General features: G+C 39.0%; 14 protein-coding genes. 8 read left to right on the forward strand and 6 right to left on the reverse strand.

The window, feature by feature from the left end:
• The first annotated feature begins 30 nt into the window (after positions 1-30).
• The 3 genes from ABX891_RS19515 (at position 31) to ABX891_RS19525 (ending at position 3595) form a co-directional block, all read left to right on the forward strand.
• Positions 31-1026 carry a LacI family DNA-binding transcriptional regulator gene (locus ABX891_RS19515; RefSeq protein WP_354630434.1) on the forward strand — a complete coding sequence of 332 codons (996 nt, stop codon included), beginning with the start codon at positions 31-33 and terminating at the stop codon, positions 1024-1026.
• Positions 1023-2252 (forward strand): glycosyltransferase, encoded by a 1230-nt coding sequence (locus ABX891_RS19520; RefSeq protein ID WP_354630435.1) that lies wholly within the window; start codon positions 1023-1025, stop codon positions 2250-2252. Before ABX891_RS19515 ends, ABX891_RS19520 begins: the two co-directional genes overlap by 4 nt.
• A 116-nt stretch (positions 2253-2368) precedes the next feature.
• The gene (locus tag ABX891_RS19525; RefSeq protein ID WP_002960134.1) at positions 2369-3595 is read left to right on the forward strand and encodes a threonine/serine exporter family protein; all 1227 of its coding nucleotides are present in this window, start codon (positions 2369-2371) and stop codon (positions 3593-3595) included.
• 107 nt (positions 3596-3702) lie between these two features.
• Here ABX891_RS19525 and ABX891_RS19530 read toward each other — a convergent pair whose 3' ends face one another.
• Positions 3703-4032: a hypothetical protein gene (locus tag ABX891_RS19530; RefSeq protein ID WP_354630436.1), complete on the reverse strand. Its 330-nt coding sequence runs from the start codon at positions 4030-4032 to the stop codon at positions 3703-3705.
• Positions 4033-4291: 259 nt separating this feature from the next.
• Positions 4292-6016 carry a ubiquinone-dependent pyruvate dehydrogenase gene (poxB, locus tag ABX891_RS19535; RefSeq protein WP_354630437.1) on the reverse strand — a complete coding sequence of 575 codons (1725 nt, stop codon included), beginning with the start codon at positions 6014-6016 and terminating at the stop codon, positions 4292-4294.
• Positions 6017-6337: 321 nt separating this feature from the next.
• Here poxB and ABX891_RS19540 point away from each other — a divergent pair, with 321 nt between their 5' ends.
• Together ABX891_RS19540 and ABX891_RS19545 are read left to right on the forward strand one after the other, a co-directional pair.
• Positions 6338-7993 carry an RluA family pseudouridine synthase gene (locus tag ABX891_RS19540; protein ID WP_354630438.1) on the forward strand — a complete coding sequence of 552 codons (1656 nt, stop codon included), beginning with the start codon at positions 6338-6340 and terminating at the stop codon, positions 7991-7993.
• Positions 7994-8171: 178 nt separating this feature from the next.
• Positions 8172-10091: a tetratricopeptide repeat-containing diguanylate cyclase gene (locus ABX891_RS19545; RefSeq protein ID WP_354630439.1), complete on the forward strand. Its 1920-nt coding sequence runs from the start codon at positions 8172-8174 to the stop codon at positions 10089-10091.
• A 36-nt stretch (positions 10092-10127) separates the two neighbouring features.
• Here the strand turns inward: ABX891_RS19545 and ABX891_RS19550 are convergent, their stop codons facing one another.
• From ABX891_RS19550 to ABX891_RS19560, 3 genes are all read right to left on the reverse strand, one after another.
• Positions 10128-10346 carry a DUF6500 family protein gene (locus tag ABX891_RS19550; protein ID WP_149603545.1) on the reverse strand — a complete coding sequence of 73 codons (219 nt, stop codon included), beginning with the start codon at positions 10344-10346 and terminating at the stop codon, positions 10128-10130.
• A 29-nt stretch (positions 10347-10375) separates the two neighbouring features.
• Positions 10376-10630, reverse strand: a complete 255-nt coding sequence (locus tag ABX891_RS19555; protein ID WP_354630440.1) for a hypothetical protein — start codon at positions 10628-10630, stop codon at positions 10376-10378.
• Between the two features lie 76 nt (positions 10631-10706).
• The gene (locus ABX891_RS19560) at positions 10707-10943 is read right to left on the reverse strand and encodes a hypothetical protein (RefSeq protein WP_354630441.1); all 237 of its coding nucleotides are present in this window, start codon (positions 10941-10943) and stop codon (positions 10707-10709) included.
• A 331-nt stretch (positions 10944-11274) separates the two neighbouring features.
• On the opposite strand from ABX891_RS19560, the gene ABX891_RS19565 reads away from it, so the two are divergent.
• Complete coding sequence (locus tag ABX891_RS19565) at positions 11275-11700, forward strand: hemerythrin domain-containing protein (protein ID WP_002960122.1); 426 nt, start codon at positions 11275-11277, stop codon at positions 11698-11700.
• Between the two features lie 94 nt (positions 11701-11794).
• Here the strand turns inward: ABX891_RS19565 and ABX891_RS19570 are convergent, their stop codons facing one another.
• Complete coding sequence (locus ABX891_RS19570; protein ID WP_002960120.1) at positions 11795-12208, reverse strand: hypothetical protein; 414 nt, start codon at positions 12206-12208, stop codon at positions 11795-11797.
• Positions 12209-12626: 418 nt separating this feature from the next.
• Here ABX891_RS19570 and ABX891_RS19575 point away from each other — a divergent pair, with 418 nt between their 5' ends.
• Together ABX891_RS19575 and ABX891_RS19580 are read left to right on the forward strand one after the other, a co-directional pair.
• The gene (locus ABX891_RS19575) at positions 12627-14987 is read left to right on the forward strand and encodes a TonB-dependent receptor (protein ID WP_354630442.1); all 2361 of its coding nucleotides are present in this window, start codon (positions 12627-12629) and stop codon (positions 14985-14987) included.
• A gap of 24 nt (positions 14988-15011) precedes the next feature.
• On the forward strand, positions 15012-17165 hold the full coding sequence (locus tag ABX891_RS19580; protein WP_354630443.1) for a dihydrolipoyl dehydrogenase family protein: 2154 nt from the start codon (positions 15012-15014) through the stop codon (positions 17163-17165).

Below are 17165 nucleotides of genomic sequence, written 5' to 3' on the forward strand. Positions count from 1 at the left end.
TTTATTCACCACTGCGGTACTTAAAATACAATGCATAACAAAGCCAAATCAGTCACCATTTTTGATGTTGCAGAGCGTGCTGGTGTATCAAAATCAACCGTATCGTTGGTACTTACCCAAAGCGATAAAGTGGGCAATAAAAGTAAACAAAAAATACTCAAAGCGATAGATGAGCTAGGGTACGTTTATAATCGTGATGCCGCTGCTATGCGCTCAAAACGCTCTAACTTAGTGGCCATAGTAATAAATGATTTAACTAACCCAGCTATGGCACACCTTGCTACCAGCTTACAACTTTTGTTAAACGACAATGGCTTACAAGCCATGATTGTAAGTAGTAATAATAGTCTTGAGCTACAAGCAAACGCAGTTAAAAACTTAAAAGAATACAACGCGGCTGCATTTATTATTTGCCCCGTTGCTAATACTTGCCCCAAATGGCTGGATGCGCTCAGCGCGCAACACAAAGTAATTACCTTAATGAGCGAAGTGCCCTTTAGCGCAGCTCCGTGTGTATTACCCGACTATAAAAAAGCCAGCCACGTAGCCAGTATGCATTTACTCGCACAAGGCGTGACAAACATAGCATTTATAGGCAATGAACTTACTTTAAGTGATTCACAAGCACTGCAAAGTGGCTTTAATACCGCATGCGCGCAGCACAGCATTACTCCATTAGCACCCATTGACTGCGCAGTAAACACAGCCCTTAGCGCTAAAAATGCATTTATAGAAGCATATAAACACAACCCCACATTAAACGCAGTGGTGTGTGCAAACGATATTATTGCTCAAGGTGTTATTGCCGCTATTAACTCATTAACTCATCACTGTATTAAAGTAGTGAGTTGCCACCACATTCCTAATAGCGCGGTTATAAATAATCACTTAACAACCGTGGCTATTAATACAACTGATATAGCTAAGCGGTGCCTTTTAATACTGCAAGAGCTACTACAAAATACAGCCCCGCCAGTAAAAACACTGGTAAATGTAAACTTACAAATTAGAGATTCTAGCCAATGAAAAAAGTGCTGGTAATTGGCTACGTATGGCCAGAGCCAAATTCGTCTGCTGCGGGAACGCACATGATGTCGTTATTAAATGCATTTAGAGCGCAAAACTGGGACGTTGAATTTGCAACGCCCGCGCAGCGCACCGACCACATGGTAAACCTTGACGACTTTGGTATAACCAGCCAAAGCATTGCACTAAACTGCGACAGCTTTGACGAATACGTTAAAGCTTATAACCCAGACATAGTCATGTTTGACCGTTTTATGATGGAAGAGCAATTTGGCTGGCGCGTCGATAAACATTGCCCAAATGCGATTAAAATTTTAGATACCGAAGATTTACAATGTTTGCGTAACGCTCGCCACGAAGCGCACAAAGGTGAGCGCGAGTTTACAACCAGCGATTTACACTCAGACATAGCAAAACGCGAAATTGCCGCTATTTTACGCTGCGACCTAAGCTTAATTATTTCAAGTTATGAAATGAGCCTGCTAAACAGTGTATTTAAAATAGAGCCGAGCTTATTACACCATTTACCATTTATGGTCGATTTAAGCTCATTACCTACAAGTACAAAAACGTTTGAGCAGCGCCAGCACTTTATGACCATAGGTAACTTTAGACACGCGCCAAACTGGGATGCTGTACTTTACTTACAAAAAATATGGCCACTTATTCGCAAGCAACTCCCAAAAGCAGAACTACATATTTATGGCTCCTACCCACCACCAAAAGCCACGGCACTAAATAACCCTAAAACAGGGTTTTTAATAAAAGGCTGGGCCGATAATGCGTTTGATGTAATGCAAAGCGCACGCGTATGTTTAGCACCACTGCGTTTTGGTGCAGGGATTAAAGGTAAATTACTTGAAGCCATGATTATGCAAACACCCAGCGTTACCACTAATATTGGCGCAGAGGGCATGCATAACGATTTACCATGGCCTGGTAAAATAGCCAACACCGCCGACGATTTTGCCAATGCTGCTGTTGAAATGTACACCAATCAAAATGACTTTGAACAAGCGCAGCAAGATGGCAACACGCTCCTTAATACGCTTTACGATAAAGCACAATTGAGCACGGTGTTAATTAAAAAAATCGATTCAATAAGTAGCGATTTAGAGGCTCATCGCGAAAAAAACTTCATAGGCCAAATGCTCAAACATCATACAATGCGCAGCACTCAATACATGTCGCAATGGATAGCTGAAAAAAATAAAAAATTAGATTAAAAATGACTAGACACACACCAATTAGTGTTTAAAATCGCGCCCATCAAACGTGGGCAGTTTTAGCTGTATTGTCTATATTTTTAGCTTAGTTATCGCAATATTTGGTCCAAAAAGATTTGAAAACTGCAACCTTTACAGAAAAACGCAAATTTATCGTTAAATTGGGTAAAATGCTTCACAAGTATGGTACGCCTGCTTACCGCCTAGAAGCACACCTAATGGAAGTGGCTACATATTTAGGGCTTAAATCGTCGTTTGTTATGTCGCCAACTTCGGTAACGTTTGTTATTTGGACTGATGGCCACGAAGACGAGTACACCCACGTTGCGCGTGTAGACCCTGGCGATCACGATTTAGGCTCACTTGCCGACACCGACGATCTTGTAAACCAAATGCTTGACGACAAGCTAACTTTACAAGAAGTTGACGCCCAGCTAGATGCTATCTACGACATGCCAAACCCATACAATAAACTTGTTACGGGCGTTGCCTTTGCAACTTCTGGTGGTGCGTTTGCCATGTTAATGGGTACTAGCTGGACTGATGTTATTTGGTCATCGCTTCTTACTTTAGTTGTTTATTTGTTTGTGCTTTGGTCTGGGCGCTCAAAACGCGTAGCCCATATGCTTGAGCCATTGGTAGCCATAATATCGGCAATACTTGCATGTGCAGTAAGCGTGTATATAACACCTGAAATAAACATACGCTTGGTGGTACTTTCGGCCATTATTGTATTTATACCCGGTTTAGCACTTGCGCTTGGCTTAGCAGAGCTTGCAGCGCGGCATTTAGTGTCGGGTACAGCAAGAGTCATGGACTCGTTTATGCTGTTATTTAAACTCTATTTTGGCGGTTTTATTGGCATAGGCATTGGCTTTGCACTCTTTGGGCAAGCTGACTTTGTACAACCTGAACCATTACCAAAGTGGACAGCATGGCTCGCCATATTTTTACTTTGTAGCAGCTTAATCGTTATTTTTAGAACCAAACTTAAGCACGCTGTTTGGTCTATTGCATCAGGGTTTATAGCCTATGGCACCAGTATTGGCTCGGCTATGTACCTTGATTACACGTTAGGTACGTTTGTAGGTGCTTTATCGGTGGGTATATTTAGTAACTTGTTTAACCGTGTTGCTAATGCGCCGGCCTCTATTGTGGCCATGCAAGGCTTAATTGTATTAGTACCAGGTAGCAAAACCTATATTGGCTTAAACTCACTCATTGAAGGCCAAGATTTTATATACGCAGAGCATATAGGCCAGCAAACGTTTTTAATATTTATGTCGCTTGTTGCAGGGCTAATATTTGCAAACGTGGCTCTTCCGCCTAAAAAGAGTTTGTAAGTGATACTGAGCGCTCGCTTTACTTTAATTGAGTAAAGCGAGTAAAACGTTAAACTAAAAACAACTACCAAGTAGCAATTGAGGCCAATGCTAAGTGTTTTAGCTTATTACATTGCACTTGAGTCAAACTCAAAAACCTCATAGTAATCACAAAAAACTAGCCAAGGTAGGGTAAGCGCTGTTTCTTGATCCCAGCAAATTGTTACTGTTTGCGAATCATTTACTAAGCCCTTTAACCATTGGCGTGTTAACTCACTCCCTTCTGTGGAGTCGAATCTTTTTGCTCCGACCGGAAAGTTAATAGGTGTAGTAGCAATTAATGCTCTTGCTTGATCTTCGCTCAACGGAATAAGTTTATTTAGTGTATCTTTAGAAAAATTACCATAGGATGAGCTAATCCAGCGCCATGCTAAAGAAAAGTCTTCAATTTTAATCAACGCTCTATACCTACTTTTATAAACACGTAATTGACCTTATAGGTTATTACTATTACCTACTCTATACAAACTTCATGTTATTTTACTTTTAGTTCAACAAGTTACAAGAGAGCACTATGGTTTATTAATATTTAAGAAAGTATGTCAGACGTTTTTTACATTACGTGAAAGGTATACATTTTCAATAAGCAAATAATAGAGGACATTATTGCTTTATACTTCCCTATTGAGCCAAAATACTCAATAGGGAAGTAACTAACTAGCGTGACCAGTTAGTTTTGGCAAGCTCTACAATCTCGTTTCCTTTGCCGTTTATTAACGCCTTCATCATGTAAACACTAAAGCCTTTTGCTTGCTCTAATTTGATTTGCGGCGGCATTGAAAGCTCTTGTTTTGCGGTATCGACTTCTAAAACAACAGGTCCTGAGTGATTCATCATCTCATTCATTGCCGATGGTAATTTTTCAGGGTCATCCACATGAATCCCTTTTAAGCCGCAGGCCTGTGCAATGTTAGCAAAACTTAGGTTTTCTAAATCGGTATCGCTTGATAAAAACCCACTGGCTTTCATTTCCATAGCCACAAAACTGAGTGAACGATTATTATAAACAACAATCTTTATTGGTAAATTAAGCTGCTTAAGTGAGATTAAATCCCCCATTAACATCGAAAAGCCACCATCGCCACACATTGCAATGACTTGGCGATCTCTATCAACAGATTGAACCCCCATTGCCTGCGACATCGCATTTGCCATAGAGCCATGATTAAACGATCCAATTAAGCGCCGCTTACCATTCATTGATAAATAACGCGCAGCCCACACTGTTGGCGTACCTACGTCACAAGTAAAAACAGCATCGTCAGCCGCTTGCTCGTTGAGTAACCGTGTTAGGTATTGCGGGTGAATTAAATTTTGCGAGGTTTTGCCGCTGGCTAGTTCATCGAGATCTTGTCGAGACTCTTTGTAATTTTTAACACATTTTTGTAAGTGCGAACTTGTACGCTCACCTTTAATATAATCAAGCAGTGTGGTCACTGAATTTTTAGTATCCCCTAACACGCCACAGTCAATTTGCACGTGTCGCCCGAGTGACGCAGCTTGATTATCAATTTGTAATATGGTGGTATTTTCGGGGTAAAAAGCACGATAAGGAAAACTAGTACCAATCATAAGTAACGTATCGGCTTCTTGCATTGCATGATAGCCCGACGCAAAGCCAATAAATCCGGTCATACCAACATCGTAAGGATTATCGTATTCAATAAATTCTTTACCGCGCATGGCATGCACAATTGGCGCTTGTAGTTTTTCGGCTAGCGCAACAATTTCGTCGTGGGCATCCTTACAACCAGCACCACACAATAAGGTTACTTTTTTACTTTTATTAAGATGAGTCGCCATTGCTTCAATATCAGATAAAGCGGGGGTATACGTTGCTGGCTTTGGCACGTTCCATTTTGGTTTGATAGCTTTAGGCATATCTTTTAATGCAATGTCGCCAGGTAGCACAAGTACACTCACGCCTTTGTTTAGTATTGCTTGTCGCATTGCGGTTTCTAGCAGGTACGGCATTTGCTCAGGGCTCGACACCATTTCACAATACACACTGCATTCTTTAAATAATTCTTGCGGATGGGTTTCTTGAAAATAACTACTACCAATTTCAGATGAAGGAATATGTGCGGCAATTGCTAATACTGGTACATTATTGCGCTGACAATCAAATAAGCCATTAATTAAATGAAGGTTACCTGGCCCGCAAGAACCCGCACACACCGCAAGCTCGCCTGATAAATGGGCTTCGCCACCAGCCGCAAATGCGGCAGCTTCTTCATGTCGCGTACCTAACCATTCAATTGTTCCCATTTTTCGCAGACTTTCACTAATGCCGTTAAGTGAATCGCCAGTTACTCCCCAAATACGTTTTACGCCAGCTTGTTCAAGGGTTTTAGTAATAAAACTTGCGATATTTTGACTCATAATATAGAACTCCTAAATATTCAGTTATTCTGTAAATTGATTTTTCGTCTCTGATCTATCAGGTAAGTCATCGTTTCGAAATGCGCTCAATTATTGAGAATCGATAAGCTTAAGTATTTTGATAATGATAGATATATTACTACTGAGACTTTACTAACAAACGAGACTCCTAGGTTTGCTGCGACCCCATACTGATACATAAAACATGAATGTCCGCTTTAAAGTGTTTATGAATATGCGGGTGCGAGATTTTTAGTGGCTTAACTATGAATATGTTATTATGCGCTCAATTATTTTACTGAATGCTTTTCTCTTACTTCTATGTCAAATTCTGCTTCTTGCTTTACATTATTTTCTCAAAATATTGATGCTCTCGCGCTTCCTGAAAAGTTTACTTTCCCTTTTTATTACGAGCCGCAACCATTAGCTGTAGCAGCCACTAAACAATTACAGCAACAACTTGAAACGTTAACCCATTTAAAAGCAGAAAATGCAGGTAAAATGTTTGGGGTTTTAGTGGTGCAAAATGCTAAGCAACAATTAGGCTTTTTAAGCGCTTATTCGGGGCAAATTGAAGGTGATAAAGGCAATATTAGCTTTGTGCCGCCTGTTTCTAGCATGCAACTTCAAGACGATACCTATTTGGCTCAAAGTAAAATAATTAACGATATTAATGCTCAAATTGAGCAATTAGAAAATAGTGAACAACTGCTTGAAGTTAATAGCAAACTTGATGATGCAACACAGAGCTACCAGCAAGCGTTATTAGCTCAACAGGCGGTAATGCAAGCCGGTCGTCAGCAAAGAAAAATACAACGTACTGAAGGCAAATTAGAGCTTAGCGAAAGTGATTTTGAGCAGTTAAAAAATAAGCTTGCAGGGCAAAGCATCGTAGAAAAAAAGCAACTGCTGGCACTTAAAGCCTATTGGCAAAATATAATCGAGTCACTGCAGCAAACACACATCAATATTTCTGATGAAATTACTCATTTAAAAAAACGCCGTAAAACGCTTTCTAAAAGCTTACAAAAAAAACTATTTGCACAGTACCAATTTTTAAATGCAAATGGTGAAACTACAGATTTAAATGCTATTTTTGCAGCATTACCTGAGCACACTCCTCCTTCGGGTGCTGGCGATTGTGCAGCGCCTAAATTATTACAATACGCCTATAAACATGACTTAAAGCCACTTGCTATGGCAGAGTTTTGGTGGGGAGCAGCACCTAAATCAGCAATTAGGCAGCATAAAAACTACTACCCTTCTTGTTACAGTAAATGCCAACCAATACTTGGGCACATGCTAAAGGGTTTAGATGTTGAAGATAACCCGCTACTTATCAACCCAGCTCAGGGTAAAGATTTAAATATTGTTTATAAAGATGACGACTTACTTGTGGTAAATAAGCCCGCTGAGTTTTTATCGGTACCTGGCGTTAATATTGATGACTCAGTTTATATGCGCATAAAAACGCAGTTTCCAGAGGCATCAGGCCCACTAATTGTACACAGATTAGATATGTCGACTTCTGGGTTATTGATGATTGCGCTTAATAAACGCGTGCACAAAGCACTGCAAAAGCAGTTTATTGAACGCACCATAGATAAACGTTATGTCGCATTAGTTAATGGCAACGTAGCTGAGGATAGCGGAGTGATTGATTTACCCTTAGTGCTCGACTTTGATGATAAACCGCGCCAAATGGTGTGTTACACACACGGTAAGCCATCACTTACTACCTGGCAGGTTTTAGAGCGTAACAACAATATTACCCGATTACAGTTATACCCTAAAACAGGGCGAACTCATCAATTAAGAGTGCATTGTGCGCACAGCTTAGGTTTAAACATGCCAATTATAGGCGACACACATTACGGGCAAAAAGCCGAACGATTACATTTACATGCAGAATACTTAGCATTTACTCACCCTATTACGCTTAAACGATTAGAGTTTGAAGTAGCTGCTGATTTTTAATAAAACACATAACAACAGCGACTATATTATACAATGTGTTTGTTTTTATTAATTAAATTGATATCGTTTGTGGTCTTATTTTTTCAATGAGAAGTATAAAAAAGCTGTTCAAACCCAAGTTTATTAAGCACTGTGAATAAGTATTTCAATAATAAAAATAAATCAGCAAAGGATTAACATGGCTAACAATACACAAATAAAGATTTTAGGTAATACTTTATGGGCAAAGTATATTGTTCTCCTTTTATTTTTACTTTTTAGTAAACTTGCCTCTGCTAACGGCGTTTCATTAAATGCAACTTCACATGCGCTAGACTTTGACACGACTCAAACTCTCATCAATAACATAAAACTAAATGAATTAGACTATCTTCAAAATGGAGACAAACTCACTCAAGCGTTTAAAATAAGCAAAGATCAAAATTGGGAAAAACTTCATTTAGAAGCGGCCGCTTTGTACGCGGAGTTACTTTTTAGACAAGAAAAATACGCAGCGTTAAATACTCACTTATCTTATTACTTAAAGAACAAAGAGTTACCAAACCAAAAAAGTGTACATTTATTATTTCTCGAATCACAACTCAAGTCTCTAGCGAGGGATGCAAACCCAGCTCCAGCACACACGCTAGCCACAAAATTAGAAGAGAGCTTGCAACAGCATTCATCTAAAGAAAAAATTATTATTTTACGAGCACTTGCTTACTATTACACCGATACAGACGCATTGAAAAAGACCCTAAATGTTGCACTAGAGGGGCTAGAATTAGCATTAAAAGATGACGATTCAGCATCTCAGGGATACTTTTTTAGAAAAATAGCCGATGCATATAATTATCTAAACGAAAAAGACAAAGCCATATATTATGCAAAAAAAGCGGTTGCGGCATATGAGCAAACACAAGATGGGCTTTTTACTGCAAAAGCATATTGGAGTTTAGGCAATATATTGCTCGAGATAAAAAAACCTAAAGATGCCTTAATATACCTAGACAAAGCATTGTTCTACTTTAAAAAAGCTAATATGCAAAAAGGCTTAACCTTTGCCCAATACTCAATTGCTAGTATTGAGTACTTACAAGCAAACTACGATAAAGCTTTAACTTTAACTAAAGAAAACATTGAACTTGCTCGTTCTGCTGGTGTACACGACATGCAACTCGCATCGCTCATTTTGTTAGCTGACATATATATAAAACTAGATTTACTTGATCAAGCAAATGAAGCAAACGATGAGGTATTTTTAAACTTAGATAAATTCAGCCGCAGTATTTATAAAGCCGATTTTTTAAGTAAACGCTATGAGCTAAAGCGACGCCTTAACTACACTGACGAGGCTTTTGAAGCAATTGAACAAAAGCTCCTTTATACAAAAAAACACTACGAAGCTACCAGTGAAAATAATATAAAAACACTACAGGTGCAGTTTGAAGTAAAAGAAAAAGAAGAAAAAATACAGCAACTAGAGTACGCAAAAGACATTAGTGAACTACAAGCTAAAGAAGAGTACCAACAAAAAATAATTTGGCGACTTAGCGCTGCTATTGCATTTATTTTAGTGATTGCTTCATTATTTTTATTTTATCGGCAAGCTCGACAACGTCAAAAATATCACGATATTTCATTAACAGATTATCTAACAAATTGCCCTAATCGCAGAGGAATAATGCGCGCAGCAGAAGCAAAGCTTGGTGAAGGTAAAATGACTATAGCGATTATTGACTTAGACTACTTTAAAAAAGTTAACGACCAATTTGGTCACGATGTTGGAGATTTAGTTCTTATTTCCTTTGCAAAGGCTGCAAAAGAAACACTAAGTGGTGATCATCAGTTTGGCCGCTACGGCGGCGAAGAATGGTTGTTTGCACTAAATTCGGTTGACGAACTAGCTATTCGAGATATATTTGACCAGCTAGCCACTAGGTTTACCGAGCATTGTAGTAATATAAAAGACCTTCCTAGTGATACAAAAATCACTTTTAGTGTTGGAGCCTCTGTAAGTAACCCTTTAAAAAGCACACTAGATGTTCTTATTAAGCATGCAGATAAATTACTTTATAAAGCAAAAGAAAACGGAAGAAACCAAGTCGTTGTTGATTAGATAAATACAGCTAAAAGTACTTGCTCAGTTAATTGACTAAAGTCCATCTGTAACCATCTGTTTAATTTTATGTGCTTTTACAAAATGATCTAATTTATGGGTGTGTATCCACCAAGTAGCAGCTTCCATAAGTAGCTCTGGGTCGTCGTTTTTATTAGCAAAAAATGCATAAAAAGAAAGCCCTACATTTTCGCCTTTAACTGCTATTTTTTTATCGCACACGGTAATTATTTTTGCTCTTAGTTCTTCCCTCATACATACCTTATTTAATTATATTTTTACTATTAAAATACGCCATTTAAAAAGCTAACGATTAGCTGTAAAAGGCTTCTATCAACCAAGCCATGATTCTCAAGCTCTTTATTAGGCGTATTTACTTTTGCAGCTTTGCAGTTATTATCTAATGTCTCATTTTTACGTGTATCGGTTTCGTATGAAATATCTGCTTGTTCCATACATTTTGCCGAGCCTGCGTAAGGCTGCGCCGCACAAGCGCTTAGTAATAAAAAAAGTGGAATTGCTATCAACAATTGCTTCATAACCCATCCTATTTTTACGCAACTTATTTACTTTAAATTACAGCTGCAAGTTAGCCTATTTACTTTTCTACCACCATTACAAAAAATTCAAAAAAGAACGTACCGATGGCATCAAAAAAGTGTCATTTTTTTCATCCTTTTTAATTTGTGCGCTAATGCATTGATTATCAACCTGTGAGCTTGTTTGAGCGCCATTTCGATCAACCATTTCAGCCTCTTCAATGCATAAGTTAGGGTCAGAACGCGGGGCTGTACTACATGCACTCAGTAAAGCGCACAGTAGTAATGCGGCGACGGGGCTTTTTATGTTCATCCTTAAACTATCCTATTAAGTTAACGTGCTACCTGCATTTATGTGTGAGGGTAATATATGGGTTGTACCCAAATAACACTGACACTTTATCACTGCTATAAAATAAACAACCAGTAAATATTTGTAAGGTTCTGTAGGAATTTATACTCACTTTTATAATTGAACTACGCAAAAGCCTGAAATTATTGCATTCATATCACTGTAAAATTTACAGTGATAGCAGCCTAAAAATAAAAAACCAATATAAATTCATTAAAATACAATAATTTAATATTTGGCATTTAGTTTGCTAGTTAATGATATAAGCAAATAAATTGTAAAAGGACTAGTTATGAATATTTTTGAAGCACTACGTCACGACCATGATAAACAACGAAAATTGGTAGATGCGCTTATTCAAACACACGGCGACACAGAGCAGCGCCACAAGCTAATGGATGAGCTAAAAACAGAATTAGAAGATCACGCAAAATTTGAAGAACGTTACTTTTATAACCCACTTATGTTTGATGACTTAACTCATGAAAAAGCGCGCCACAGCGTAGCTGAACATCACGAAATTGATGAATTAATTGAACAACTTGAAGATACCGAAATGAGCTCGTCTGCATGGTTAGTTGCAGCTAAAAAGCTACACCATTTGGTACATCATCATTTAAGTGAAGAAGAACACGAAGTGTTTCAATTAGCGGGTAAAGCACTTACCGAAGGGCAAAAAGAGAGCCTTGCTGAGCAATACAACGACGCAATGCATTAGTTGCATAACATGCAAACCGACTTCCACACACTCCCTGTGTACTTATTGGTTATAAGCCTTATGGCTTATAACCAATTTTTTTGCATGTACTTTATTACTTTACAGTAAATTTCACGTCTTGATCGCGTAATAAGTAAAGTGCAAAACACGCAGCCCACATTGGCCATGCAGTAAAGAATAATAAGTTATTAAAGCCATCTATGTACTGGTTGTAAGAAGAAAGCGTAGATAAGCCATGCATTACAAAAATGATACCGTACGTTATACGCTTTTTAATACCTGCTAAAAATGCTAAAACAAGCACTAACTGCACCGCACCAATAATGTAAGCCACTATATCTGTAGAGCCACTAATACCGTAAAAATGTTCAAAAATACGTGCGCTATGCCCAGGATTAACAAACTTATCGAATGTCCACATAACCATTACAATAAACACGCCTAAACGCAAAGATAAAAGTGACCACTGCAAACGGTTTTGCACATCAGAATTCATTGAACCTGTCATAAAATTTCCTTAAATGAATATTAATAAACGTAGAAGTAAGCTAGACCGTATAAGTTATTTTTTATTTCAAAAATTTTTAATTAAATTCATTAGTTAAGCCATACAGTACTAAAAGTGAAGCTTATTTAAGTAATTTAAAAATGCTGCATAAAAGTTAACTCTTTTAAAATGTTAGCAGGTTGAAAGTAGTCTATAATTAATAAATCCTATTAAAAGCAAACATTTACATTCACTCTAATACAATCGCCCTATTAATGTTTTATCGACTAATAAAACAATACTACTTAATTACCAACTTTGTAATGCATCTGTTTTGTTATGTTCTAAAAAACAAAAAGAATCAAAATTTTACTGAAAGTTATTTTTAATCCTTTCGGTCTTTATCGCCAACAACATTTTAACCGTAGAGAGAAAACGTTTGAAACACGCATATTTAGCACTTTCCCTAGCCACCATATTAAATACACCACTTAATGCTTTTGCAGCCGAAGAATCAAAAACAGCAAAAGAAGACGCAATTGAGCGTATTGAAGTGGCAGGCCAAGTTATTAAATCTCAAGGTCTTTCGGTTAAAAATGCCACTGTAGACGGCCCTTTTGGCGACAACTTAGCTCTACAAGATATAGCCCGATCAGTAACACCAATTTCAAGCGAGTTAATAGAACAACTCAATATTACGACTTTACAAGATGTACTTGCAGTAAGTCCTAATACCTATTCAGCCAGTGGTTTTGGCGCACCTAGTTTACCTACTATTCGTGGGCAACTAGGTGAGCTTTTCCAAGATGGTACACGCCGCCAAGCAGGTAATAATGGCTTTGGTGTGCCGTTATCGTTCAACTCCATAGAACAAATAGATGTAGTAAAAGGCGCGCCACCGGTATTATTTGGTTCAAGCCAACGCAACGGTGGTTTTGTAAACTTACATTCTAAAAAAGCATCAACTGACGACAGTAAAGGCAAAGCAACGGTATCTGCAGGAAGATGGGATCAGTACAGTGTTTTAGTTGATTACAGTGCACCTATAGTAAAAGACAAAGTAGGTTTTAGAGTAAGCGCTGAACACATTGATAACGGCAGTTACTACGACTTTTCGGGCACGAAAAGCGACAGCCTATTTGCAGCACTTAGGGTGTTACCTGATGACAAGAGCAGCTGGGATATTAACTTTGAGTTATACCAAGTTGAATTTACCGATAACGCAGGTATTAACCGCCCTACTCAAGCCTTAATTGATGATGGCCTTTATATTACCGGCCAAGGCGTGCAAGCCAATGGCAGTACAGTACCGGCAGCAGGTTCAATAATCTCACCAACTGGGCAAGTAAAAATAGACCGTAGTACAGTACTTACCGACCCTGACAATCAAAACGAAGCCACTACTTATTTACTACACAGTATTTATAAGCGTGAACTTTCAAACAACGCATCAATAAAAAACATTACGTATTTTCAGCACTTACAACGCGAAGAAATTGCACAAAATAGCTTTGTTGAAATTATAGATGGTGCCGATACCGCGCAAAACCGTACCGAACTGACTTACCAATGGAGTAACGAACAGCAAACAATTTTTGCTTTTGATGTGCGTTACAACCGCGTGCTAGGCTACAGCCAATTTACAACAGAAGCCGACTTACCTATTGATTTAACTGGCCCAATTTCAAATCGCCGTATTCCTTTAACTGATGCACAACAAGCGCGTTTAATTGAAATTAGTCCAGGTGTATTTGTATCCCCTGGTGGTCAATACGATATTAATAACGATGGCAGCGGCGACTTTAACTTATCAGACACTACCGATTCGCGCTCATGGCAAACGGGTTTTGCTATTCAGCAAGATTCTGATTGGACAGATAAGTTTCATACAAGTGTTGGTTACCGCATAGATTTTTATGACGTAGACGCGCACGACCCAATAGCACCAGAGGGTGAAATTGCAGCTCGCGATAGCATTAACGATAAGCTACATTCTGGGCAAATAAGCTTTAACTACCGATTAAACAGTGATTACACCACTTATGGTGCAGCAAGTTACAACGAAGCCACATCAAATAGCATGGCTGGCGGCACGTCTCTTGGTGGCGACAACACGATTAGCGCACAAAACTTTTCAACCGAAAATACTTTAGTTGAATTTGGTTTAAAGTACGCACCAACCGACAGTGATTGGTACGCCGATGGAGCAGTATTCAGCCAACGTCGTAGTTTACGTAATCGCGATGGTAGCAATACCGGCATTCGTACTACCGGCTTTGAAAGCCAAGTATTTTATGATGCTTACCCTTATTGGCTAAGTGCTGGCTACAGCTATATTGATGCTCGCTACGATAATTCTGCAAGTAGCCAAGACTCAGCACAAGTAGCCGATGCATTTGACAACTCACGCCCTGATATTATTGCAGGCACCAGTGTTGGCGCACCTAGCTTTACCGCGTTTGCACCTTCAAACCGCCAAGTTCAGGGCATCCCTGAGCAATCTTTTAGCTTTAACGGAAATTATTCAATTAATTCGAAATGGCAAACGGGTTTTTCAGGTCTATATACAAAGAGTTACCCATTAGACTTTTTGGCGACAGTAAAAATTCGTGATCAGTACACACTAAACGTAAATACTAGCTATGCTTTTACGCCTAGTACCAAGTTACGATTAGATGTGAACAACGTAACGAATCAAAAAAACTGGCGCCCAGTATTTGAAGGCGGTTACTTTGGTGCAACTTTAGCTTTTCCTGAGTTGCCAATAAACGCCAAGCTGACGCTTACGCATAATTTTTAAAGACAAGTTTGAAAGAGAGAGAACATGATTAAAAAAATACTTTTGTTATTAATTGCAGCGGTCGCCATCGGCCTGTTCTTTCATTTTGATTTGCACCAACTACTTACGCTTGAGGGCTTAAAAGGCTCGATGGATCAGTTTAGCCAATATAAAGCGCAATCTCCGCTATTAATAATTGGCGGATTCTTTTTATTGTATGTGGTGGTTACTGCATTGTCTTTACCGGGCGCGGCTATTTTAACACTGGCAGCGGGTGCTTTATTTGGCTTAGTTGAAGGCTTATTGGTTGCATCGTTTGCATCAACCATAGGTGCTACATTGGCCTTTTTAGTATCACGTTACTTATTGCGCGACACCATTAAAAAGCGCTTTCCTGATCGTTTAGCAGCCATTGATGCAGGCGTTGAAAAAGAAGGCGGCTTTTACTTATTTACGTTGCGTTTAGTGCCGGTGTTTCCGTTCTTTTTAATCAACTTGTTAATGGGCGTAACAGCCATCAAGTCATGGACTTTTTACTGGGTAAGCCAAGTGGGTATGCTAGCCGGTACATTTGTATTTGTTAATGCAGGTACGCAGCTTGCTCAAATAGAGAGCTTATCTGGAATTTTATCATTCAACTTAATCTTATCATTCGCTTTATTGGGTATATTCCCATTCATTGCTAAGGGAATCTTAAACGTGTTTAAAAAACGTCGCGTATACAAAAACTACACTAAGCCTAAAAAATTCGACCGTAACATGATTGTTATTGGTGCAGGCGCAGGTGGTTTGGTAACAAGTTATATAGCCGCTGCTGTTAAAGCAAAAGTAACCCTTATTGAAGCGGGCGAAATGGGTGGAGACTGTTTAAACTATGGTTGTGTTCCAAGTAAAGCAGTCATTAAAAGCGCTAAAATTGCAGAACAAATTCGCCATGGTGAAAACTACGGCCTAGAAAATGCGACACCGCAGTTTTCGTTCAAAAAAGTAATGGCACGTGTACATAAAGTTATTGCCGATGTAGCACCGCACGACAGCGTTGAGCGTTACACCAACCTAGGCGTAGATGTTGTAAAAGGTTACGGTAAATTAATAGACCCGTGGACTGTAGAAATTAAACTTAACGACGGTGGCACGCAAACACTCACCGCTCGTACTATTGTGATTGCCACTGGCGCGCGCCCATTTGTACCGCCACTACCTGGTATTGAAGAAACTGGCTATGTAACAAGCGATACGTTGTGGAATAAATTTGCAGAGCTAGATGAGGCACCTAAGAAACTTGTAGTACTTGGTGGTGGTCCAATTGGTAGCGAATTAGCACAAAGCTTTGCACGTTTAGGTTCAAGCGTTACGCAAATTGAAATGGCGGAGCGCATCATGATCAAAGAAGATCTTGAAGTGTCTACTTTTGCTCACGAAGCGTTAACCGAAAGTGGCGTTAATATTTTAACATCGCACCAAGCACTACGCTGTGAAGCTCGCGATGGTAAAAAATATATTGTTGTTAAACATAACGACAAAGAAATAGATATTGAATACGACGAGCTATTATGTGCCGTTGGTAGAAGTGCACGCCTTAAAGGTTACGGTCTTGAAGAGCTAGGCATTGAAACAAACCGCACAGTAGTAACTAACGAATACCTAGAAACACTGTACCCTAATATTTTTGCAGCAGGCGATATTGTAGGTCCATACCAGTTTACACATGTGGCAGCTCATCAGGGTTGGTACGCAGCGGTAAATGGCTTATTTGGTCACCTTAAAAAGTTTAAAGTAGATTACCGTGTTATTCCGTGGACTACGTTTATTGACCCAGAAGTAGCACGTGTTGGCTTAAACGAGCAAGACGCAAAAGACAAAGGCATAGATTACGAAATTACTCGCTTTGAATTTGAAGAGCTAGACCGTGCAATTACCGACAGCGCTACAAAAGGCTTTATTAAAGTGATTACACCCAAAGGCAAAGACAAAATATTGGGTGTTACTGTAGTATCTGAACACGCTGGCGATTTAATTGCTGAGTTTGTACTGGCAATGAAACACGGCTTAGGTCTTAACAAAATACTCGGTACTATACACAGCTACCCTACTTGGGCTGAAGGAAACAAATACGCAGCAGGTGAGTGGAAACGCGCTCATGCACCTGAAAAAGTGCTTAACTTGCTTGAAAAATACCACACTTGGCGTCGAGGTTAA

The sequence above is a fragment of the Pseudoalteromonas sp. NCIMB 1079 genome, from assembly GCF_040567695.1.
In the GTDB taxonomy this organism is placed as follows: domain Bacteria; phylum Pseudomonadota; class Gammaproteobacteria; order Enterobacterales; family Alteromonadaceae; genus Pseudoalteromonas; species Pseudoalteromonas distincta.

What these genes read in the sequence shown, in the direction of transcription:
- ABX891_RS19515 (WP_354630434.1), top strand. Translation starts at nt 31, where the DNA reads ATGCATAACAAAGCCAAATCAGTCACCATTTTTGATGTTGCAGAGCGT.
- ABX891_RS19560 (WP_354630441.1), bottom strand. Translation starts at nt 10,943, where the DNA reads ATGAACATAAAAAGCCCCGTCGCCGCATTACTACTGTGCGCTTTACTG.
- ABX891_RS19570 (WP_002960120.1), bottom strand. Translation starts at nt 12,208, where the DNA reads ATGACAGGTTCAATGAATTCTGATGTGCAAAACCGTTTGCAGTGGTCA.
- ABX891_RS19540 (WP_354630438.1), top strand. Translation starts at nt 6,338, where the DNA reads ATGTCAAATTCTGCTTCTTGCTTTACATTATTTTCTCAAAATATTGAT.
- ABX891_RS19580 (WP_354630443.1), top strand. Translation starts at nt 15,012, where the DNA reads ATGATTAAAAAAATACTTTTGTTATTAATTGCAGCGGTCGCCATCGGC.
- poxB (WP_354630437.1), bottom strand. Translation starts at nt 6,016, where the DNA reads ATGAGTCAAAATATCGCAAGTTTTATTACTAAAACCCTTGAACAAGCT.
- ABX891_RS19565 (WP_002960122.1), top strand. Translation starts at nt 11,275, where the DNA reads ATGAATATTTTTGAAGCACTACGTCACGACCATGATAAACAACGAAAA.
- ABX891_RS19520 (WP_354630435.1), top strand. Translation starts at nt 1,023, where the DNA reads ATGAAAAAAGTGCTGGTAATTGGCTACGTATGGCCAGAGCCAAATTCG.
- ABX891_RS19550 (WP_149603545.1), bottom strand. Translation starts at nt 10,346, where the DNA reads ATGAGGGAAGAACTAAGAGCAAAAATAATTACCGTGTGCGATAAAAAA.
- ABX891_RS19555 (WP_354630440.1), bottom strand. Translation starts at nt 10,630, where the DNA reads ATGAAGCAATTGTTGATAGCAATTCCACTTTTTTTATTACTAAGCGCT.
- ABX891_RS19545 (WP_354630439.1), top strand. Translation starts at nt 8,172, where the DNA reads ATGGCTAACAATACACAAATAAAGATTTTAGGTAATACTTTATGGGCA.